Consider the following 16907-nt stretch of genomic DNA (forward strand, 5'->3'; position numbering starts at 1 on the left):
TAGCGGCGTCGCAATCGCATCACCCCCTTTCACTCTAGAGAATACCTATGTCCGCTTATTTGCAAGGAACAGATCTGGCAGCCAAAGACAAGGCCGCCACACCGGCGCCGGCGCCAGCCAAGCCTGTCGCCAACAAGGCCGTGACCATCCATACCCTGGCCACGCTGCGCGCCGCCGGCGAAAAGATCACCATGCTGACCTGCTATGACGCCAGCTTCGCGTCCCTGATGGACCGCTGCGGCGTGGAGATCCTGCTGATCGGCGATTCGCTCGGCATGGTCTGCAATGGCCACAATTCCACCCTGCCCGTCACCGTGGCCGAACTGGCCTACCACACGGCGTCCGTCGCGCGCGGCAGCAAGTCGGCCATGATCATGTCCGACCTGCCGTTCGGCGCGTACGGCACGCCTGAAACAGCCTATGCGAACGCTGTCATCCTGATGCAGGCGGGCGCGCACATGATCAAAATCGAAGGCGGCGCCTGGCTGGCCGAGACCGTGCGTTTCCTCACCGAGCGCGGCATCCCCATCTGCGCGCACATCGGCCTGACGCCGCAATCCGTGCACCAGCTGGGCGGCTATAAAGTACAGGGCAAGAGCACGGAAAGCGCGGCCGAACTGAAGAACGACGCGCTGGCGCTGCAAAACGCGGGCGCCGCCATCGTGCTGATGGAAGCGATGCCGACGCAGCTGGGCAAGGAAGTGACGGACATGCTGACGATACCGACGATCGGCATCGGCGCAGGTCCCGACTGCTCGGGCCAGGTCCTCGTCATGCACGACATGCTGGGCGTGTTCCCAGGCCGCAAGGCGCGCTTCGTGCGCAACTTCATGGAAGGCGCCGCCAGCATCGACGACGCCGTCACCGGCTATGTGAAAGCCGTCAAGGATGGCAGCTTCCCGGCGCTGGAACACTGCTTCTGATCCAAGTACCCCCCATAAATTATTGTGATTTCTGACCTCCATAACCGGCACTCTGCGGCGTTGCCCACCGCTCGCAGTGCTCGCACTGCGTCGCGGCGGACGCCTTGCATAGCATCCGGCTATGTTCGTCATAATTTCACAATAATTTCCTGAGGATTACTTAGCCTATTGAGGCGATATCGCCCCGGTACTTGCCGGGGCGATTTTTTTTTCGCGCAGCGTTTCTGTCCGTACAAACGCCACCTCCAGTCCAAAAAACTGTCCGATGCGATTCAGCGTCTGGATGGTCGGATTACCCTTGCCGCTCTCGATTTCCTTGATGACCTTTGTGCTCACGCCCCGGTGCGTCGCAAACTCTGCCTGCGTCATGCGCGCGATAGCGCGCATTTCCTTGACGGCGTGCTGTAGCGTGATGGCTCCTGCTTCAATGGCTTCGTAAAGCACCGCCCTGCGCTGCCGCAACTCCTCCTTGTCAACGGTCTTTTTCGTACGCGCCATGTCAGTGCTCTCCCAATGTCTTGAGCTGTTCGAGCTGCCCGGCAATATGTGGCCGAAGGAAAGCAATGATGTCATCATCCACGCCTGCCTCCTGCATATGCTGTTCCAGCGCAGCCAGTTGCTGGGCAAATCCGTATAGCGCGAGGCGAACCTGCTGGCGCTCGACGTCCGGCATGCCGATCGTAGCCAGTATCGTCGTCCAGTCATGCAGCTCGTTTTTGGTATCCGGGTGATACCAGCGCGCCGCGCGTGGTATGCCATCCGGGTCCAGGTACATCGGCGCAAAATCGAACAGCGGCGTGAGCCGCACCTCGGCACCAACTTGCTGTACCGCCGTATTACGTGCGTGATTATCGGTATTGCGCATGGCCAGGTTCAAGATATCGCGTTTGAGAAATTCAATGGTTTCCGCAGTCTTGTCGCTGACGACGGCGCGCAGCGCCTGCAATAGTACAAACTGACTGGGCGTGGCTTCAAAGCCAACGATACCTGCCAGCGAAGCGGCACTTTCCTGATGCAGGCGAAGTACCTTGCCATCCTGGACGATCCGGTCAAAACGGGGAATGAACAAGGTATCGTCCTGGTAGCGCAGTTGGCCTCCGGTGCGCAAGCCCACCGCACGCGCCACAGTCATGTACGCGGCTTCATTTCTCAATACCTTGGCGTCACTGGCGGTCTTTCCACGCGGACGCTTGACAATGAAATGCACAGCCGCGTTCTGGTCCGGCAGGGCGCCATCGGCATGCCAGAGGCCAGCATGGTCGGTAGTCAGCAGATATTTCGGTGCCGCTCCTTGTACCCCAAGACTGCCGGCGGCCAGCATGCTATGCATCAGCATGCGCTCATTGAAGGCATCGCCGCGACCTATAATCTCGTCCAGTGAAAAGCCGGTCAGCGGCTTACCCTTGTCGTGGCGATTCATATGTTGTGCGTAGTACTGCACGGCCTCGGCGATGCGCACGCGCCCGACTGGATTGAATGCACCGGCACACACCAGCGGAAAATCGGCAGCCGGACCATCGGCCAGTTGAAGCTGCCCAAGCAGATATGTCCGGCCGCTTCCCTGGGGAATCAGGTCAAAGATAAAAGCTGGCCATTGCGCCAGCTTCTGCATTTCTGCCGTGACGGGGAACCGCAGCGAGACAGGTCCACTCTCAAGCTTGAAGAAGGCATAATCGAGGTCATACTCGAACAGCGCACCGGTGCGTGGGTTGCCGCCTGCAGGTTCAAGCAAAGTCAGCGATGCGCAATCGTGCCACGCATCATCATGAAAAATTTGAAAATGGCAGGGCATGACGGCTCCAATTGGATCTTATAGTAGCTAATTGTGTTCAGTTTATCCTTAAATTAGCACTTATACGATCCAAATTTTTAAAAAATACATCGCCATGAAAACTTTAATGGCTCCTAAAAGAACTATTTTAAGCCATTAATACCATAAATTAGTCCTTTTAAGTTCTATTTTAAAAATTATCCCACCTGTATCCAGGTCGTCTTCAATTCCGTGTACTTGTCCAGCGCGTGCAGTGACTTGTCACGCCCGTTGCCCGACTGCTTGTAGCCGCCAAATGGCACGGTGATGTCGTCGCCGTCGTACTGGTTGACGTGCACGGTGCCCGCACGCAGGGCGCGCGCCGTCTGGATGGCTTTGGTGATGTCCGACGTCCACACGGCCGCCTGCAAGCCGTACGGCGTGGCGTTGGCCTGCTTCACCGCTTCGGCGATATCCGTAAAACCGAGCACGGACAGGACGGGGCCGAAGATCTCTTCGCGCGCGATTGTCATGCCTGCGTCCACGGCGAAGATGGTCGGCTGCACATAGTAGCCGCCCGTCTCCGCGCGCACGGCGTCGCCGCCGCCCAGCAGCTGCGCACCCTCCTGCTTGCCGGAAGCGATGTAGCCCATCACGGTCTTCATCTGCGTGGCGTCGACGATGGCGCCCATGACCGTGGCTTCGTCGAGCGGGTCGCCCGGCTGGAAGCGGGGCAGCATGGCCTGCGCCTTGGCGATAAATTCTTCCCTGATCGATTCTTCCACGAACAGACGCGAGGGCGCGTTACAGCTTTCGCCCTGGTTGAAGAAGATGGAACCGACGGCGGCCGCCACGGCCTTGTCCAGGTCCGGGCAATCGGCGCACACGATGTTGGCGGACTTGCCGCCCAATTCCGTCCACGCCCGTTTCAGGTTCGACTGGCCCGCCATTTGCACGATCAATTTCCCCGTGCGCGTGGAACCCGTAAAACCGATGCAATCGACGTCCATGTGCAGCGCCAGCGCGGCGCCGGCCTCGTTACCGTAACCGGGCAGCACGTTGAAAACGCCCACCGGCACGCCCGCTTCCAGCGCGATGTCGGCCAGGCGCAAGGCCGTCAGCGGTGACTTTTCGGACGGTTTCAAGATCACGCTGTTACCGGCCGCGAGGGCGGGTGCGATCTTCCAGGCGGCCATGATCATCGGATAATTCCACGGCACGATGGCGGCCACGACGCCCACCGGTTCGCGCGTGATCAAAGCCAGGCTGTTGGCGGGGGTCGGTGCGATTTCATCGTAGACCTTGTCGATCGCCTCGCCATACCAGCGCAGGCAGTTGGCCGTGGCGCCCACGTCCACGCTCTGGCTGTACTTGATCGGTTTGCCCATGTCCAGGGTTTCCAGCAGGGCCAGCTCGGAACCGTATTTCTGCACCAGGTCGGCGAACTTGATCAGCACGCGCTTGCGCTGCGCCGGCGACTTGCCTGCCCAGCGGCGGTCGTCGAAGGCGGCGCGGGCGGCCTGCACGGCCGCATCCACGTCCGCGCCATCGCAGCGGGCCACCTGCCCCAGCAAGCGCCCGTCGATGGGCGACAGATTGTCGAAAGTCTGGCCAGACGTGGCCCAGGCACGCTCGCCGTTGATGAAGGCGCGGCCATCGATCGTGAGCGCTGCGGCCCGCGCATGCCAGCTGGTGTTTTCCGTCATGGTCGTCTCCTGCAAGGTGAAAACGCCAGCTTACTCCTAAGTAGGGCGTAATAAATTATTGTTATTTCTGACTTCCATACCCGGCGCTCTGCGGCGTTGCCCGCCGCTAGCAGTGCTCGCACTGCGTCGCAGCGGGCGCCTTGCAGAGCATCCGGTTCTGTTCGTCATAACTTCACAATAATTTCCCACGACCTACTTAGTCCCCCAAATACGCTGCGGACAGTTGCTTGCGCCGTCTGCGGTCGGCGCGCGCCAGCATCACGGCGTACGCGATCACGGCAATCGTCACGACGAGGATCGTCAGCGCAGCGATGGCGTTCACGCGCGGGTCGAGCCCCAGGCGCGCGCGCGAGAAGATCACCAGCGGCATCGTCGTCGAACCGGGGCCGGACAGGAAAGCCGAGAGCACCACATCGTCGAGCGACAGGGTAAAGGTCAACAGCCAGGCGGACGCCAGCGCTTGCGTGATGTTCGGCAGGGTCACGAGGAAGAACACCTGGTGTGCGCGGCAGCCCAGGTCCATGGCCGCTTCGGCCAGGGATTTACTCATCTCCTGCAGGCGCGATTGCACCACCACGGCCGCATACGCCATGCCCAGCAAGGTGTGGCCGAGCCAGATGGTCAGCACGCCCCGCTCGGGAAAACCGAAGACCTTTTGCATGGACACGAGCATCAGCAGCAGGGACAGGCCGATGATCACTTCCGGCATCACCAAGGGCGCGCTGACCATGGACGAGAACAAGGTGCGCCCACGGAAGCGCTGGTAGCTGGTCAAGGCAAAGGCGGCAAACGTGCCGAGGATGACGGATGATGTAGCCGACATGAAAGCGATCTTCAGGGACAAACCGAAGCCCGAAATGATTTCCGTATCACTCATCAACTCGCTGTACCAGCGCAGCGAAAAGCCGCTCCACACCATGTCCTGGCGCGAGCTGTTGAAGGAAAAGACGATCAGCACGATGATGGGCAGGTAAAGGAACAGATAGCCGAGCGAGAGCCAGCCGCGGCCGAACCAGCGCTGCAGGAAAGTACGTCCGTTCATGTGCGCTCCTCCGCGTCCTGCTCCGTCTTGTATTTGTTAAAAATCGCCATCGGCACGAGGATCAGCAAGACCACCAGCACCGTCACCGACGACGCCATGGCCCAGTCGTTATTGGTGAAGTATTCATCCCACAGCACGCGGCCGATCATCAGGGTTTCCGGGCCGCCCAGCAGCTCGGGAATCACGTATTCGCCCACGGACGGAATGAACACCAGCATGGCGCCGGCGATGATGCCCGACTTCGACAGGGGCACGGTGATGCGCCAGAACGCCTGCAAGGGCGTGGCGCCCAGGTCGGCCGCCGCCTCCAGGTAGCGCATGTCCATTTTCACCAGGTTCGCATACAGGGGCAGGATCATGAAGGGCAGATAGGCGTACACCATGCCGACGACCAGCGAAAACGAGGTGTTCATCATGTGCAGCGGTTCTTGAACGACACCGAGCGCGATCAAGAGATCGTTGAGCAAGCCGTGGTTGGCCAGGATGCCCTTCCACGCATACACGCGCAGCAGGAACGAGGTCCAGAACGGCAGCATCACCAGCATCATCAGCACGGGGCGGATCGACGGTTTGGCGCGCGCCATGAAGTAGGCGAACGGGTAGCCGATGAAGAGGCAAATGGCCGTGGTAATCGCCGCGTATTTGATGGAACTGAGGTAGGTAAGCAGATACAGTTCATCGGCGGCGATGAACAGGTAGTTGGCGATTTTCACCTTCAGCACGACGATGCCGTCAACGTACGACAGCAAGCCGCCGAACGGACTGCCCGCCGTGTCCATGTCGGACAGGCTGATACGCAGCACGATCAGGAAGGGCACGAGGAAGGCGGCCGCCAGGAACAGCGACGGCACGGCGATGACGGCGTTGCGCCCGGTGACCCAACGCAGGGTGACCAGGTTACGCAGCGATTGCAGGAGGGACGTCATGATGGCCTCAGCTGGTCAGCACGACGATGTCGGCGCCATCCCACCACACCCACACGCGCTGTTCGCGCTCGAGGCGCGCGGCGTCGTGGCGGGCCGCGTTGGTGCGCGACACTTTCACCACGGTGCCGCTGTCGAGCCGCACATGGTAGCTGGTTTCATTGCCAAAATACGCCATGGCGACGATCACGCCCTGGGCGCAGTTGTAGCCGTGTTCCTTTGGTGACGCGCGCTCTTCCAGGGCGGGTGGCGCGATCTGGATGCCGATTTTTTCGGGGCGCACGGCCACCGAAACATCCATGCCCAGGTTGCCCGTGATGCCGTGCGAAACATAATGCTCGCCATCGGGCGTGGCTATCACCACGTGATCGGCTTCATCCTGCGTGATGCGGCCGTCGAACAGGTTGACGCTGCCGATGAAATCGGCCACGAAACGGCAATTCGGCGTCTCGTAGATTTCGCCAGGAGCGCCCACCTGCAGGATGCGCCCTTCGCTCATGACGGCGATGCGCGTGGCCATGCTCATGGCCTCGTCCTGGTCGTGCGTGACCATCACGCAGGTGACGCCCACTTGCTCGATGATGTTGACCAGCTCCATCTGCGTGCGCTCGCGCAGTTTCTTGTCCAGTGCACCCAGCGGCTCGTCGAGCAGCAGCAATTGCGGCCGCTTGGCCAGGCTGCGTGCCAGCGCAACGCGCTGCTGCTGCCCGCCCGACAACTGGTGCGGCTTGCGCTTCGCGTATTGGCCCAGCTGCACCAGCGCCAGCATTTGCTCGACGCGCGCCGCCACTTCCGCTTTCGGCAAACCGTCGCGGCGCAGGCCGAAGGCGATGTTGTCCCACACGGACAAATGCGGGAACAGCGCGTACGACTGGAACATCATGTTGATGGGACGCTGGTGCGGCGGCACATCGACGATGCTGTTGCCCGCCAGGGCGATGCGCCCCGACGTCGGCGTCTCGAAACCGGCCAGCATGCGCAGCAGGGTCGACTTGCCGCAACCTGAACTGCCCAGCAGGGCGAAAATCTCGCCCTTGTTGATCGTCACGGAAATATCATTGACGGCGCGCACGCCATCGAATTCCTTGACCAGTTGATCAATCAGCAAGAAAGGCGCTGGGGCGTCGCTGGCCGACGCGGCTGGTGTTGCTATCGTCATGTGGAGGCTTTGGGTAAGTGGCTGTCAAAATGAAAAACTGGCCGCTACAAAGAGCGGCCAGGATGGAAGTTTAGCGGAACTCACCCGTATGTGCTGCGAAAATTGTGATTTCTGTGGCACATTCAGCAGAAATCCGGGGTCAGACCCGGCGGGTCTGACCCCAGCATTCGGCTGCTGTCCAGCGAACGCTTAAACCCACCCCTTCGCCTGTACATCCGCATACGTCTTGTCCAGGCACAGCCGTATCAAGCCCACCATTTCATCGATCTGCGCGCGCGTCATGACCAATGGCGGGGCGACGATCATGCGTTCGCCCACGGCGCGCATGATGACGCCATTGTCGAACATGTGGCCGCGGCAGATCATGCCCACGCCCTGGCCCTCGTCGAACAGCTCGTTCTCGTGCACGGTGGCGCCCTTCTTGCGCACCAGGTTCAGGCCCGCGACCAGGCCGCAGCTGTCCGCATAGCCGACCAGCGGATGTTCGCCCAGGCTGGCGAAGCACTGCTGCAGGTACGGTCCCGTATCCTCGGCCACCTTGGCCACCAGCCGCTCTTCCTCGATGATGCGGATGTTTTCCAGCGCCGCCGCGCAGGCGACGGGGTGGCCCGAATACGTAAAGCCGTGCGTGAATTCGCCACCCTGCTCGATCAGCACCTTGGCGACACGGTCTCCCACCAGCACGCCGCCCAGCGGCACATAGCCCGAGGTGACGCCCTTGGCGAACGTGATCAGGTCGGGCTTGATGCCGAACAGTTCGGAACCGAACCAGCGCCCCAGGCGGCCGAAGCCGCAGATGACTTCATCGGCGATCAGCAAGATGCCGTACTTGTCGCAGATGCGCTGGATCTCGGGCCAATACGTCGATGGCGGGATGATGACGCCGCCCGCGCCCTGCACCGGTTCGCCGATAAAGGCGGCCACCTTGTCGGCGCCGATTTCCAGGATTTTGTCTTCCAGCCAGCCGGCCGCCTTCAGGCCGAACGCTTCCGGTGTCAAGCCTTGGCCCGACTCCAGGTAATTGGGCTGACCGATATGCACGATGCCCGGTATCGGCATGCCGCCCTGCGCATGCATGCCATCCATGCCGCCCAGCGACGCTCCCGCCACCGTGCTGCCGTGATAGGCGTTGTGGCGGCTGATGATGGTGTGGCGCTCCTTGTAGCCGAGGATGTCCCAGTAGCGGCGCACCATGCGCAAATTCGTGTCGTTCCCTTCGGAACCGGAACTGGTGAAGAATACGTGCTGGAACTGCGGCGGCGATATCTGCGCCAGCTTGGCGGCCAGCTGCGCGGCCGGTACGTTCGTCGTGCCAAAGAAGCTGTTATAGAACGGCAGCGTTTCCATCTGTTTGTACACGGCTTGCGAGATCGACGTGCGGCCGTAGCCCACGTTCACACACCACAGGCCCGACATGCCGTCGACGATCTTCCTGCCCTGGCTATCCCACAGGTAGACGCCATCGCCGCGCACCATCACGCGCGCACCCTTGGCTGCCAGGTCCTGGAAATCGGTGAATGGATGCAGGTAGTGGGCCGAGTCCATCTGCTGGATGGCGTTTGTATCGTACACCTGCGGCGCCGCGTTTTTCTGCGCCACGGACGCAACCAGGGCGGCGCTTGGCGCCAGCGGATTGTTGGATGTGCTCATAGATGATCCTTTATACGTGCAGTAACAGGTGTTCGCGCTCCCAGGGGCTGATGACCGTCATGAACTCCTGGTGTTCCAGGTCCTTGATGGCCGCGTACACGTCGATGAAGCGCTCGCCCAGCACCGTGCGCAGCTTGTCTTCCGCGCGCAGCAGCTGCAGGGCCTCGGGCAAGCCTTGCGGCAGTTCGAACTTCATGTCGTAGGCGCTGCCCACCATCATCGGCGTCGCTTCCAGCTGCTCCGTCATGCCCAGGTAGCCGCAGGCCAGGGTGACGGCCAGGGCCAGGTAGGGATTCGCGTCGGCGCCGATGATGCGGTTTTCCACGCGCCGGTCCTGCACGCCCGACTCGGGCACGCGGAAGCCCACAGTGCGGTTGTCCAGGCCCCACTGGATGTTGATCGGCGCGGCCGTGTGGCGCACGATGCGGCGGTAGGAATTCACATAGGGCGCGACGATGGCCATGGCCGACGGCATGTAGCGCTGCAAGCCCGCGATGTAATGCTTGAAGATGGGCGCGGCCGAACCGTCCTCGTTGCTGAAAATGTTCAGGCCCGTCTTCGCATCGACGACGCTCTGGTGCACGTGCATGGCGGAACCCGGCTCGCCCGCCATGGGCTTGGCCATGAAGGTGGCGTACATATCGTGTTTCAAGGCCGCTTCGCGCAGGGTGCGCTTGAAGAAGAAGACCTTGTCGGCCAGGCCCAGCGGATCGCCGTGCAGGAAGTTGATTTCCATCTGCCCCGCGCCGATCTCGTGGATCAGGGTATCGACGTCAAGGTTCATCAATTCGCAGTAATCGTAGATATCTTCGAACAGGGGGTCGAACTCGTTGACGGCGTCGATGCTGTACACCTGGCGGCTCGTCTCGGCCCGGCCGCTGCGCCCGATGGGCGGCTTCAAGGGCAGGTCGGGGTCCATGTTTTTCGCCGTCAGGTAGAACTCCAGCTCCGGCGCCACCACGGGTTTCCAGCCCTTGTCCGCATACAGTTTCAGCACGCGCCGCAGCACGGAGCGCGGGGCGAAATCGACCAGCGCGCCGTCGGAAAAATAGCAGTCGTGGATGACTTGCGCCGTGGGATCGGTTGCCCACGGCACCATGGTGATGGTGGTGGGATCAGCCTTCAAGATCATGTCGCGGTCGGTGCTGGAAATGGCGCGGTCATAGCCGCCATCGTCGACCGGATAATTGCCCGTCACCGTCATGCCCAGTACCGCTTCCGGGATGCGCATGCCGCGCTCCTGGGTGAATTTCCCGCGCGGCAGGATCTTCCCCCGCGCCACGCCCGTCAAATCGGGGACCAGGCATTCGATTTCCGTGACGCGCTTTTCATTGAGCCACAAATCCATGTCCGTATAAGTGAAATTTTCGCGTATTGCCATGTTTCCCTCTCGCTGGTCTTGATCAAACGCCGCGTGCTACTCGTGCGGCGCGCCGGTCATTCTTTCTTTCGGTGCTGCTGTTCCTGGTAATCGCGGCATGCCTGGCCGAAGGCGCCAAACAGGCGCATGGACTGCGGATTGTCTTCCACCTGCCACTCGGGGTGCCATTGCACGGCCAGCGTAAAACCGGCGGCGCTGGCCACGCTATACGCTTCCACCAGGCCGTCGTCGGCCAGCGCTTCCACCAGCAAGCCATCGGCCAGCCGCGCCACGCCCTGGCCATGCAGGGAATTGACCATCATTTCGCTCTCGCCGCCCAAGAGGCGCGACAGCAGGCCGTCGGGCATCAGCTTGATGCGGTGCGCGGGCCCGTACTGGCGCGCCAGGGGATCGAGCACGTTCTCACGGTGGTCCTGCATGCCCGGCACCGCGTGCACGGCCTGGTGCAGGCTGCCGCCCAGGGCCACGTTGACTTCCTGGAAGCCGCGGCAAATGGCGAGCAGGGGCAACTGGCGCGCCAGCGCGGCGCGGATCAGGGGCAAGGTGGTGGCGTCGCGCGCGGGGTCTTGCGGCAGGCCGGGATGCAGGATGTCTTCGCCATACAGGCGGGCGTCGACGTTCGAGGCGGAACCGGTCAGCATGACGCCGTCGGCGACGTGCAGCGCCGCTTCCAGGTCCGCGTCCGCGCCCAAGGCGGGCAGCAGCAGCGGCATGCAGCCGGCGCCGCGCAGCACGGCGTGCAGGTATTTGTCCTGCGCCATGTGCCAGGCATGGCTTCCAAGCTGGCGCTGGCAGGCGGGAACGAGAACGACGGGACGGCGCATAGAGCTTCCTCGCTGGCGTAACGATCCAATGACAGCGCCATGACAGCGCTGCCGCTCGCTTCACTGTACAGCAGAGCCGGCAGGGGCGGCCACACCGATGGGCATGGCCAGCGATGGCACACATCGCCTACACTACGGCTTTGCAATATTGCTCTTGATAAAATCATCATATGCCCGTCCGGCGCCAAACACCAGCGCCGCAGGCAAAGTCCCTTACTTTCCCATGCATCCACACCGTTTTTCAGCCTTTTCAAGCACCTTTTTCACCCCGAGGGGGCAGCCATGAAGACCATGCCATGGCGCGACTTCTTCGCCCTCGTGGTCAGCATCGGCGTGGTCGGCCTGGGCCTGGGCGCCACCATGCCGCTCACCGCATTGACCCTGCACCAGCGCGGCGTGGGCACGGACATCATCGGCATGATCACGGCCGTCAGCGCCCTCGGCATCCTGGCCGCCTCGCCATTCGTTTCGCGCTGGGTGGGGCGTTTCGGCGCGCGCGCCACCATGCTGGGCGCCGTGTGGGTGGCGTCGCTGGCGACGATCGCCATGCAGTGCACCGACCACCTGCTGGCGTGGAGCGTGCTGCGCTTCCTGTTCGGCGGCGCCATGGGCGTGCTGTTTACCATCGGCGAGGCGTGGGTCAACCGGCTGGCGCCCGACAATTCGCGGGGCCGCGTAGTGGCCATGTACACCACCAGTTTTACGTTTTTCCAGCTGATCGGTCCTGCCCTCGTGGCGCTGTTCAACGACAAGATCAGCTGGAGTTTCGCCGCCTGCGGCCTGCTGTTCTTGCTGGCCGTGCCGGGACTGATGCTGATCTCGAACAGCGGCCCGGAAAGGGAGCCGGAAGAACATGGCGTGAAGTGGCCCCTGATCCTGCCGCGCATGCCGATGATCGTGCTCGGCGCCGCCTTCTTCGCCCTGTTCGACACGCTGGCATTGAGCTTGCTGCCGCTGTACGCGATGGAGCACGGCATCGGCACGGACCTGGCCCTGCTGTCGGCCACCGTGGTGCTGGTGGGCGACACGGGCCTGCAATTCGCGCTGGGATGGATGGCCGACCGCTACGGCCGCGCCAAAGTCCACGCGGGCTGCGGCGTGGCCGTCTGCCTGCTGCTGCCGCTGCTGCCGTTTGCCGTCGGCACGCCATGGCTGTGGTGGACCTTGCTGCTGTTGCTGGGCGCGGCGGCGGGCGGCATCTACATGCTGGCGCTGGTGGCCTGCGGCGAGCGGTTTACGGGCCTGTCGCTGACCAGCGCCAGTGCCATCGTCAACGCCACCTGGGGCGTGACCAGCGGCGGCGGCCCCCTGCTGACGGGCGTCCTGATGCAGTCCGTGGGCGTGAACGCCCTGCCGGCCGTGATGTGGGTATGCGCCGCCATTTTCGTCGGCAGCGCCGTGTGGGAGCGCAGGAAGGGGATCGTGTAGCCCAGCAGATCGAGCCTTCAATTCCGGGGTCAGACCCGCCGGGTCTGACCCCAGCTCTTTGCCTGCGGGTTAAGGCAGCGCATCAACTCGCTATTGCTTCTGCTTTTCTAGCCGCTGCCGCAGTTCCTCGGCCACCGGATAATCGGGATACGCCTGCCGGAAGGCTGACCACTCCTCCTGCGCCAGCGCACCTTCGCCCGCCCTGAGCAGGGCGTCGATCTTCACCAGCCACACGGAAGCATCGAGCCTGGCCGCTGGTGGCAACGGCGCCGACTTTGCCACGATGGGAGCGGGCATGGCCAGCGCCCGCTGTGCCGGCGCCTGGCGCTGCAGGCTGGCTTCGGCCTGCATGGCCGCTTGCTGCTCCATCGCCTCCCGCATTGCCGGAGGTGGTGGCGGGGCCGGTGGCGCTGGCGGAGGAACGGGTGCTGACACGGGTGCTGGCACTGGCTCGGCTTGCGCCGGCGGCCTCGGTGCCGCCTTGGCCATGACGCGCGGTGCTGGCGGTAGTGGCGCAAACTCAGTCGCAGGTGCGGCGGCCGGTGCGGCTTCCCGCATCACCTCCTGCGTGACCGGTTCCCCCACCACGGGAAATTGCGCCGGCTTCGAGCCGAACCAGTCCACGCCGATCAGATTCACCGTCAGCAGCACGGCCGCGGCCAGTCCCAGCGGAACGCGCCAGCGCTGCAGGTAGTCCGGCGATTTCTTGGCCGGCAAGGTGCGCTGCACGCCGTCGGCGCTGTCGTTCGCGGCTGCCGGTTTTTGCAAGGCTTTTTCCGCGTCCGCCAGAATGGCCGCATCGAGCGCGCTGGAAGGCGCGGGCTGCGGCAGGCTGGCCAGCAGCGCGTTCAACTCCTCGTCAATCGGTGCGTCGTTCGGTTCGTCGTTATCTTGATCGTGCGTATTCATGCCTGTCCTCCCGCGCCAGCGGCGCTGTCCAAGCCCGTGCGCAATTTCTGCATGGCGTAGCGCAGCCGGCTCTTGACGGTTTCCGCTTCCGCCCCCGTCACGACGGCGATCTCGAGGATGCTCATGCCGCTGAACTGCTGCAGCACCAGCGCTTCCTTCTGCTCCACCGGCAGCGCGGCGATGGCCGCATGCAGCCGCGCGTGCTGCTGTTTCTGCTCCAGCGATTGCGGCGGCGACGCGCCCTCGTCCGCCCGTTCGCCCGCGTCATCATATTCCTGTCCTTCGCGCTGGCGCAGGAGGTCGATCAGGCGGTTGCGCGCGATCTGGTACAGATAGGTGCGGAATGCCGCTTGCGGCTGGTAGCCGGCGCGCGCCGCATGCAGACTGGCCCATGCGTCCTGCACGATCTCGTCCACCCACGCGCGGCGCGGCGAACGCCAGGCCACGAAGCGGTACAGGCCATGGCTATGGCGCCGGTACAGTTCGCGAAACGACGGCAGGTCGCCGGCGCCGTAGCGCAGCATCAGGTTTTCATCCGTCGCGGTCATCAGGGTATCTGGCATGCGGACCAGTGTAGCCGAACTACGCGGCAGCGGCAATTTCACTATGCCGTCAACGTGCAGTGGGTGCATAGCTGATGCGGCGCACTTCGCGTATCTGTCCATCCCTGAGCGCCCCTTCCACCAGTTCATAGCCGAGCAGGGCGAAGACCCGGCCCTGCAGGAACAGGGGCCGCGCATTGCCATACCAGTCCACGCAGGACGCGCGGCAGCCGTCGTCCGGCATTTGGCCCGGCCGCGCCGCCAGCGCGCCCAGTTCCGTCAATGTCAAACCGCTGTTGCGCAAGTAGAGCACGGAGGCCGCTGGCTTGTTGAGGCCAGGCCGCTCGTCCGCGCCCAGGATCGGCAAGCCGATCATGCCCTCGCCGGCCGCTTGCGGCTTGTAGAAAAAGCCGTGGCTGCGCGACTCGCCCTGCGCCGCGTCGGTGCGGATGTAGCGCGTGGCGATCGCCGCCTGCGCCCCCAGGCCGATGGTGCTGAAGTGCAGATCCCTGCCCTGCGCGCCGATCACCACGGCGTCATTGCCCAGCGCCTCGATGCGCTCCACGCCATGCGGCAGGGACAAGGCTTGCACGCTGCCCGCATCGGCCCAGCGCACGGCGTACAGGGGCTGGCGCGGCCAAGCCTGGTCCGCCTTGCGGCGTCCCGGATTGCCCGGATTGCCGTACAACAGATAGGACCCCACATAGCGGTTCTGCAAGCCGTAGCCGCCACCACCGGGCAGCGCCCTGTAGCTGCTGGCGGGCGCGCTGTCGCGGCCATCGGAAAACGACGCCAATGGCACGCGCAGCAGGGCCATGTCGCCGCGGCCACGCGCGCCATCCCACATGGCGTCGCCCTGGCCTTCAGCGCGCAGCAGCACGTTCAGGTGGCCATCGCCACTTTCCAGGAACGAGAACTGGTCGACGGGCGCACCGGCCACCTTCAGGGCGCTGGGCGCGCTGCCGTCGAGAGGAATGCGGAACACGCCCGAGTCGCTGCCGCGCCGCGTCGTCCACACGAAGACTGATTCGCCCGACACATAAAACACGCGGCCCTGCGGCCCCATCACGGCCGTCGCTTCGCAGCGCATGTCGCGCTGCGCCAGGTCGCACACGGTGACCGTATGCAGGGTCAGGCCGAAGCCCGTTTCGGGTTCTTCATCGGTGCGGTAGATGCGCGTGGCCGGGGCGATGCGCTTGAAGTCGGACGGCACGGCGTCAGGGCGCCAGCGGCGCAGCGCAGGAAAGCCGCCGAACGGGTCGCCACGGCGCAGGTTCAGCGACAGGGGCGAATAGAACACCAGTTTTCCACCGACCAGGCGGCTCGCGTAATTGCGCGACGAGTAATAATCGTTGGAGCGCAAGTGATAGGTGGAGCGGTAGGCCAGCTTGCCGTTCGCATCGATGTCGAACAGGCCGATCTCCGTGCCGCCACGGCTGTAGCTGTAGCCGATCACCACGACCGTATCGCCATCGATCAGCATCTCGTCATACCAGCTGCCGGACGGGTCGCTGCCCGGCGCGAACGCGTCGAGCGAGGACACGGGCTGCAAGGCATTGCCCCCCACCTGCACGGTGAACAGCTTGCCCCGCCGGAGCATCACCAGGTGCTTGCCATGCAGTTTGACGATGCCGCCTTCGTCCACGCCCGCCGTCTGCACATTGGTGACGGATTCCGCAGCTTCTGCCGATGGCGCGGGAGCAGCCTTGGCCGCCATCGGCGCGGGAGGAGCGGGTGGAGCAGACATGGACTGCGCCGTGGCGCGCTGCAGTTTCTGCTGCTCCCGCAGCAAGGCCGCCTGGCGCGCCTGCAACTGCTGCAGGTAGCTGCTCAAGGCCTGTTCGCTGGCGAACGGCGCCAGGGTCTTGCGCGGCGCCGTGCCGGCGGCGTGGCTGCCTGCCGACAGCAGCAGGGACAGTGTCAATGTGATCTTGAGGGCGCTGGACATCGCTTCTTCTCCGGTTGGCTGGGGTGTCCAACATGAAACGCAGCGGCGCAGAAAAAGGGGTTAAACGCGCGTGAAAATAATCACGCAGCGTTTTACCTTATTCAAAACCCCGTATGCGGTCGCCATTGAAATTCGGCAGCCGCCACTCGAAGTGCAGTGCCAGGAAGCGGAACAGGAAACCGGCGCCGATGGACGCCAGCTGCGCCACGGAGCTGTCGACCTTGAAGTACAGCAAGCCCACGTACAGGCTGCCCGTGAACAGCGCCACGGTGGCATACACTTCGCGCTGCAGCACGAGGGGAATCTGGTTGCACAGGATATCGCGCAGCAGGCCGCCAAAGACACCCGTGATCATCCCCGCCAGCACGACAATGGCCGGATGCATCTTGGCCGACATGGCGATGTCGCAGCCGATCACGCAAAACGCCACCAGACCCAGTCCATCGACCAGCAGGAAGATGGCGCGCAGATGGTGCAGATAGCGGGCGACGAAGGCCGTCACGATGGCCGCGCCGATGGTAAACAGCAGGTATTCGGGATGCGCGATCCAGCCCAGCGGATAGTGCCCCAGCAGCACGTCGCGTACGGTACCGCCGCCGAGTGCCGTGACGGTGCCGATCATGCAGATGCCGAACAAGTCCATGCCGCGCCGCATGCCCATGATGGCGCCGGACATCGCTTCGGCGACGATCGCCACCAGGTAAATCGTATATAGCAGCATG

The 16907-nt window shown here is 63.4% G+C and carries 15 protein-coding genes; 2 read left to right on the forward strand and 13 right to left on the reverse strand.

Annotated features, from left to right (window positions below; genetic code table 11):
* Nucleotides 1-47: 47 nt before the first annotated feature.
* On the forward strand, nt 48-923 hold the full coding sequence (gene panB, locus MRBLMS1_RS21590) for a 3-methyl-2-oxobutanoate hydroxymethyltransferase (RefSeq protein WP_181878004.1): 876 nt from the start codon (nt 48-50) through the stop codon (nt 921-923).
* A gap of 165 nt (nt 924-1088) precedes the next feature.
* Here the strand turns inward: panB and MRBLMS1_RS21595 are convergent, their stop codons facing one another.
* The 9 genes from MRBLMS1_RS21595 to MRBLMS1_RS21635 form a co-directional block, all read right to left on the reverse strand.
* Complete coding sequence (locus MRBLMS1_RS21595; protein ID WP_485881764.1) at nt 1089-1421, reverse strand: helix-turn-helix transcriptional regulator; 333 nt, start codon at nt 1419-1421, stop codon at nt 1089-1091.
* 1 nt (nt 1422) lies between these two features.
* Nucleotides 1423-2715, reverse strand: a complete 1293-nt coding sequence (locus MRBLMS1_RS21600) for a type II toxin-antitoxin system HipA family toxin (RefSeq protein ID WP_485881766.1) — start codon at nt 2713-2715, stop codon at nt 1423-1425.
* A 176-nt stretch (nt 2716-2891) separates the two neighbouring features.
* On the reverse strand, nt 2892-4379 hold the full coding sequence (locus MRBLMS1_RS21605) for an aldehyde dehydrogenase (RefSeq protein ID WP_485881768.1): 1488 nt from the start codon (nt 4377-4379) through the stop codon (nt 2892-2894).
* A gap of 196 nt (nt 4380-4575) precedes the next feature.
* Nucleotides 4576-5421: an ABC transporter permease gene (locus tag MRBLMS1_RS21610; protein WP_072454915.1), complete on the reverse strand. Its 846-nt coding sequence runs from the start codon at nt 5419-5421 to the stop codon at nt 4576-4578.
* Nucleotides 5418-6347 carry an ABC transporter permease subunit gene (locus tag MRBLMS1_RS21615; RefSeq protein WP_485881770.1) on the reverse strand — a complete coding sequence of 310 codons (930 nt, stop codon included), beginning with the start codon at nt 6345-6347 and terminating at the stop codon, nt 5418-5420. Before MRBLMS1_RS21615 ends, MRBLMS1_RS21610 begins: the two co-directional genes overlap by 4 nt.
* A gap of 7 nt (nt 6348-6354) precedes the next feature.
* Nucleotides 6355-7503, reverse strand: a complete 1149-nt coding sequence (locus tag MRBLMS1_RS21620; protein WP_034746022.1) for an ABC transporter ATP-binding protein — start codon at nt 7501-7503, stop codon at nt 6355-6357.
* Nucleotides 7504-7692: 189 nt separating this feature from the next.
* Complete coding sequence (locus tag MRBLMS1_RS21625; protein WP_485881773.1) at nt 7693-9153, reverse strand: aspartate aminotransferase family protein; 1461 nt, start codon at nt 9151-9153, stop codon at nt 7693-7695.
* Nucleotides 9154-9163: 10 nt separating this feature from the next.
* Entirely contained in the window at nt 9164-10534 is a 1371-nt protein-coding gene (locus tag MRBLMS1_RS21630) for a glutamine synthetase family protein (protein WP_034746018.1), read from the reverse strand.
* A 56-nt stretch (nt 10535-10590) separates the two neighbouring features.
* On the reverse strand, nt 10591-11358 hold the full coding sequence (locus MRBLMS1_RS21635; RefSeq protein WP_485881776.1) for a gamma-glutamyl-gamma-aminobutyrate hydrolase family protein: 768 nt from the start codon (nt 11356-11358) through the stop codon (nt 10591-10593).
* A gap of 282 nt (nt 11359-11640) precedes the next feature.
* On the opposite strand from MRBLMS1_RS21635, the gene MRBLMS1_RS21640 reads away from it, so the two are divergent.
* The gene (locus tag MRBLMS1_RS21640) at nt 11641-12786 is read left to right on the forward strand and encodes an MFS transporter (RefSeq protein ID WP_485881778.1); all 1146 of its coding nucleotides are present in this window, start codon (nt 11641-11643) and stop codon (nt 12784-12786) included.
* 90 nt (nt 12787-12876) lie between these two features.
* Here MRBLMS1_RS21640 and MRBLMS1_RS21645 read toward each other — a convergent pair whose 3' ends face one another.
* From MRBLMS1_RS21645 to MRBLMS1_RS21660, 4 genes are all read right to left on the reverse strand, one after another.
* A complete protein-coding gene (locus MRBLMS1_RS21645) occupies nt 12877-13695 on the reverse strand; it encodes a hypothetical protein (RefSeq protein ID WP_485881780.1) in 819 nt (272 codons plus the stop codon).
* The gene (locus tag MRBLMS1_RS21650) at nt 13692-14243 is read right to left on the reverse strand and encodes a sigma-70 family RNA polymerase sigma factor (protein WP_485881782.1); all 552 of its coding nucleotides are present in this window, start codon (nt 14241-14243) and stop codon (nt 13692-13694) included. Before MRBLMS1_RS21650 ends, MRBLMS1_RS21645 begins: the two co-directional genes overlap by 4 nt.
* 64 nt (nt 14244-14307) lie before the next feature.
* Nucleotides 14308-16185, reverse strand: coding sequence for a beta-propeller domain-containing protein (locus tag MRBLMS1_RS21655; RefSeq protein WP_485881784.1), 1878 nt, complete (start codon nt 16183-16185; stop codon nt 14308-14310).
* A 97-nt stretch (nt 16186-16282) separates the two neighbouring features.
* Nucleotides 16283-16906, reverse strand: coding sequence for a trimeric intracellular cation channel family protein (locus MRBLMS1_RS21660; RefSeq protein ID WP_034746006.1), 624 nt, complete (start codon nt 16904-16906; stop codon nt 16283-16285).
* Nucleotide 16907 lies beyond the last annotated feature (1 nt).

The organism is Massilia sp. LMS1-1-1.1 (assembly GCF_040815535.1).
GTDB lineage: Bacteria > Pseudomonadota > Gammaproteobacteria > Burkholderiales > Burkholderiaceae_D > Janthinobacterium > Janthinobacterium aestuarii.

Coding starts and splice junctions, on each gene's coding strand:
- MRBLMS1_RS21605 (WP_485881768.1), bottom strand. CDS start 4,379: ATGACGGAAAACACCAGCTGGCATGCGCGGGCCGCAGCGCTCACGATC.
- MRBLMS1_RS21650 (WP_485881782.1), bottom strand. CDS start 14,243: ATGACCGCGACGGATGAAAACCTGATGCTGCGCTACGGCGCCGGCGAC.
- panB (WP_181878004.1), top strand. CDS start 48: ATGTCCGCTTATTTGCAAGGAACAGATCTGGCAGCCAAAGACAAGGCC.
- MRBLMS1_RS21645 (WP_485881780.1), bottom strand. CDS start 13,695: ATGAATACGCACGATCAAGATAACGACGAACCGAACGACGCACCGATT.
- MRBLMS1_RS21630 (WP_034746018.1), bottom strand. CDS start 10,534: ATGGCAATACGCGAAAATTTCACTTATACGGACATGGATTTGTGGCTC.
- MRBLMS1_RS21625 (WP_485881773.1), bottom strand. CDS start 9,153: ATGAGCACATCCAACAATCCGCTGGCGCCAAGCGCCGCCCTGGTTGCG.
- MRBLMS1_RS21655 (WP_485881784.1), bottom strand. CDS start 16,185: ATGTCCAGCGCCCTCAAGATCACATTGACACTGTCCCTGCTGCTGTCG.
- MRBLMS1_RS21640 (WP_485881778.1), top strand. CDS start 11,641: ATGAAGACCATGCCATGGCGCGACTTCTTCGCCCTCGTGGTCAGCATC.
- MRBLMS1_RS21615 (WP_485881770.1), bottom strand. CDS start 6,347: ATGACGTCCCTCCTGCAATCGCTGCGTAACCTGGTCACCCTGCGTTGG.
- MRBLMS1_RS21620 (WP_034746022.1), bottom strand. CDS start 7,503: ATGACGATAGCAACACCAGCCGCGTCGGCCAGCGACGCCCCAGCGCCT.
- MRBLMS1_RS21610 (WP_072454915.1), bottom strand. CDS start 5,421: ATGAACGGACGTACTTTCCTGCAGCGCTGGTTCGGCCGCGGCTGGCTC.
- MRBLMS1_RS21595 (WP_485881764.1), bottom strand. CDS start 1,421: ATGGCGCGTACGAAAAAGACCGTTGACAAGGAGGAGTTGCGGCAGCGC.
- MRBLMS1_RS21660 (WP_034746006.1), bottom strand. CDS start 16,906: ATGCTGCTATATACGATTTACCTGGTGGCGATCGTCGCCGAAGCGATG.
- MRBLMS1_RS21635 (WP_485881776.1), bottom strand. CDS start 11,358: ATGCGCCGTCCCGTCGTTCTCGTTCCCGCCTGCCAGCGCCAGCTTGGA.
- MRBLMS1_RS21600 (WP_485881766.1), bottom strand. CDS start 2,715: ATGCCCTGCCATTTTCAAATTTTTCATGATGATGCGTGGCACGATTGC.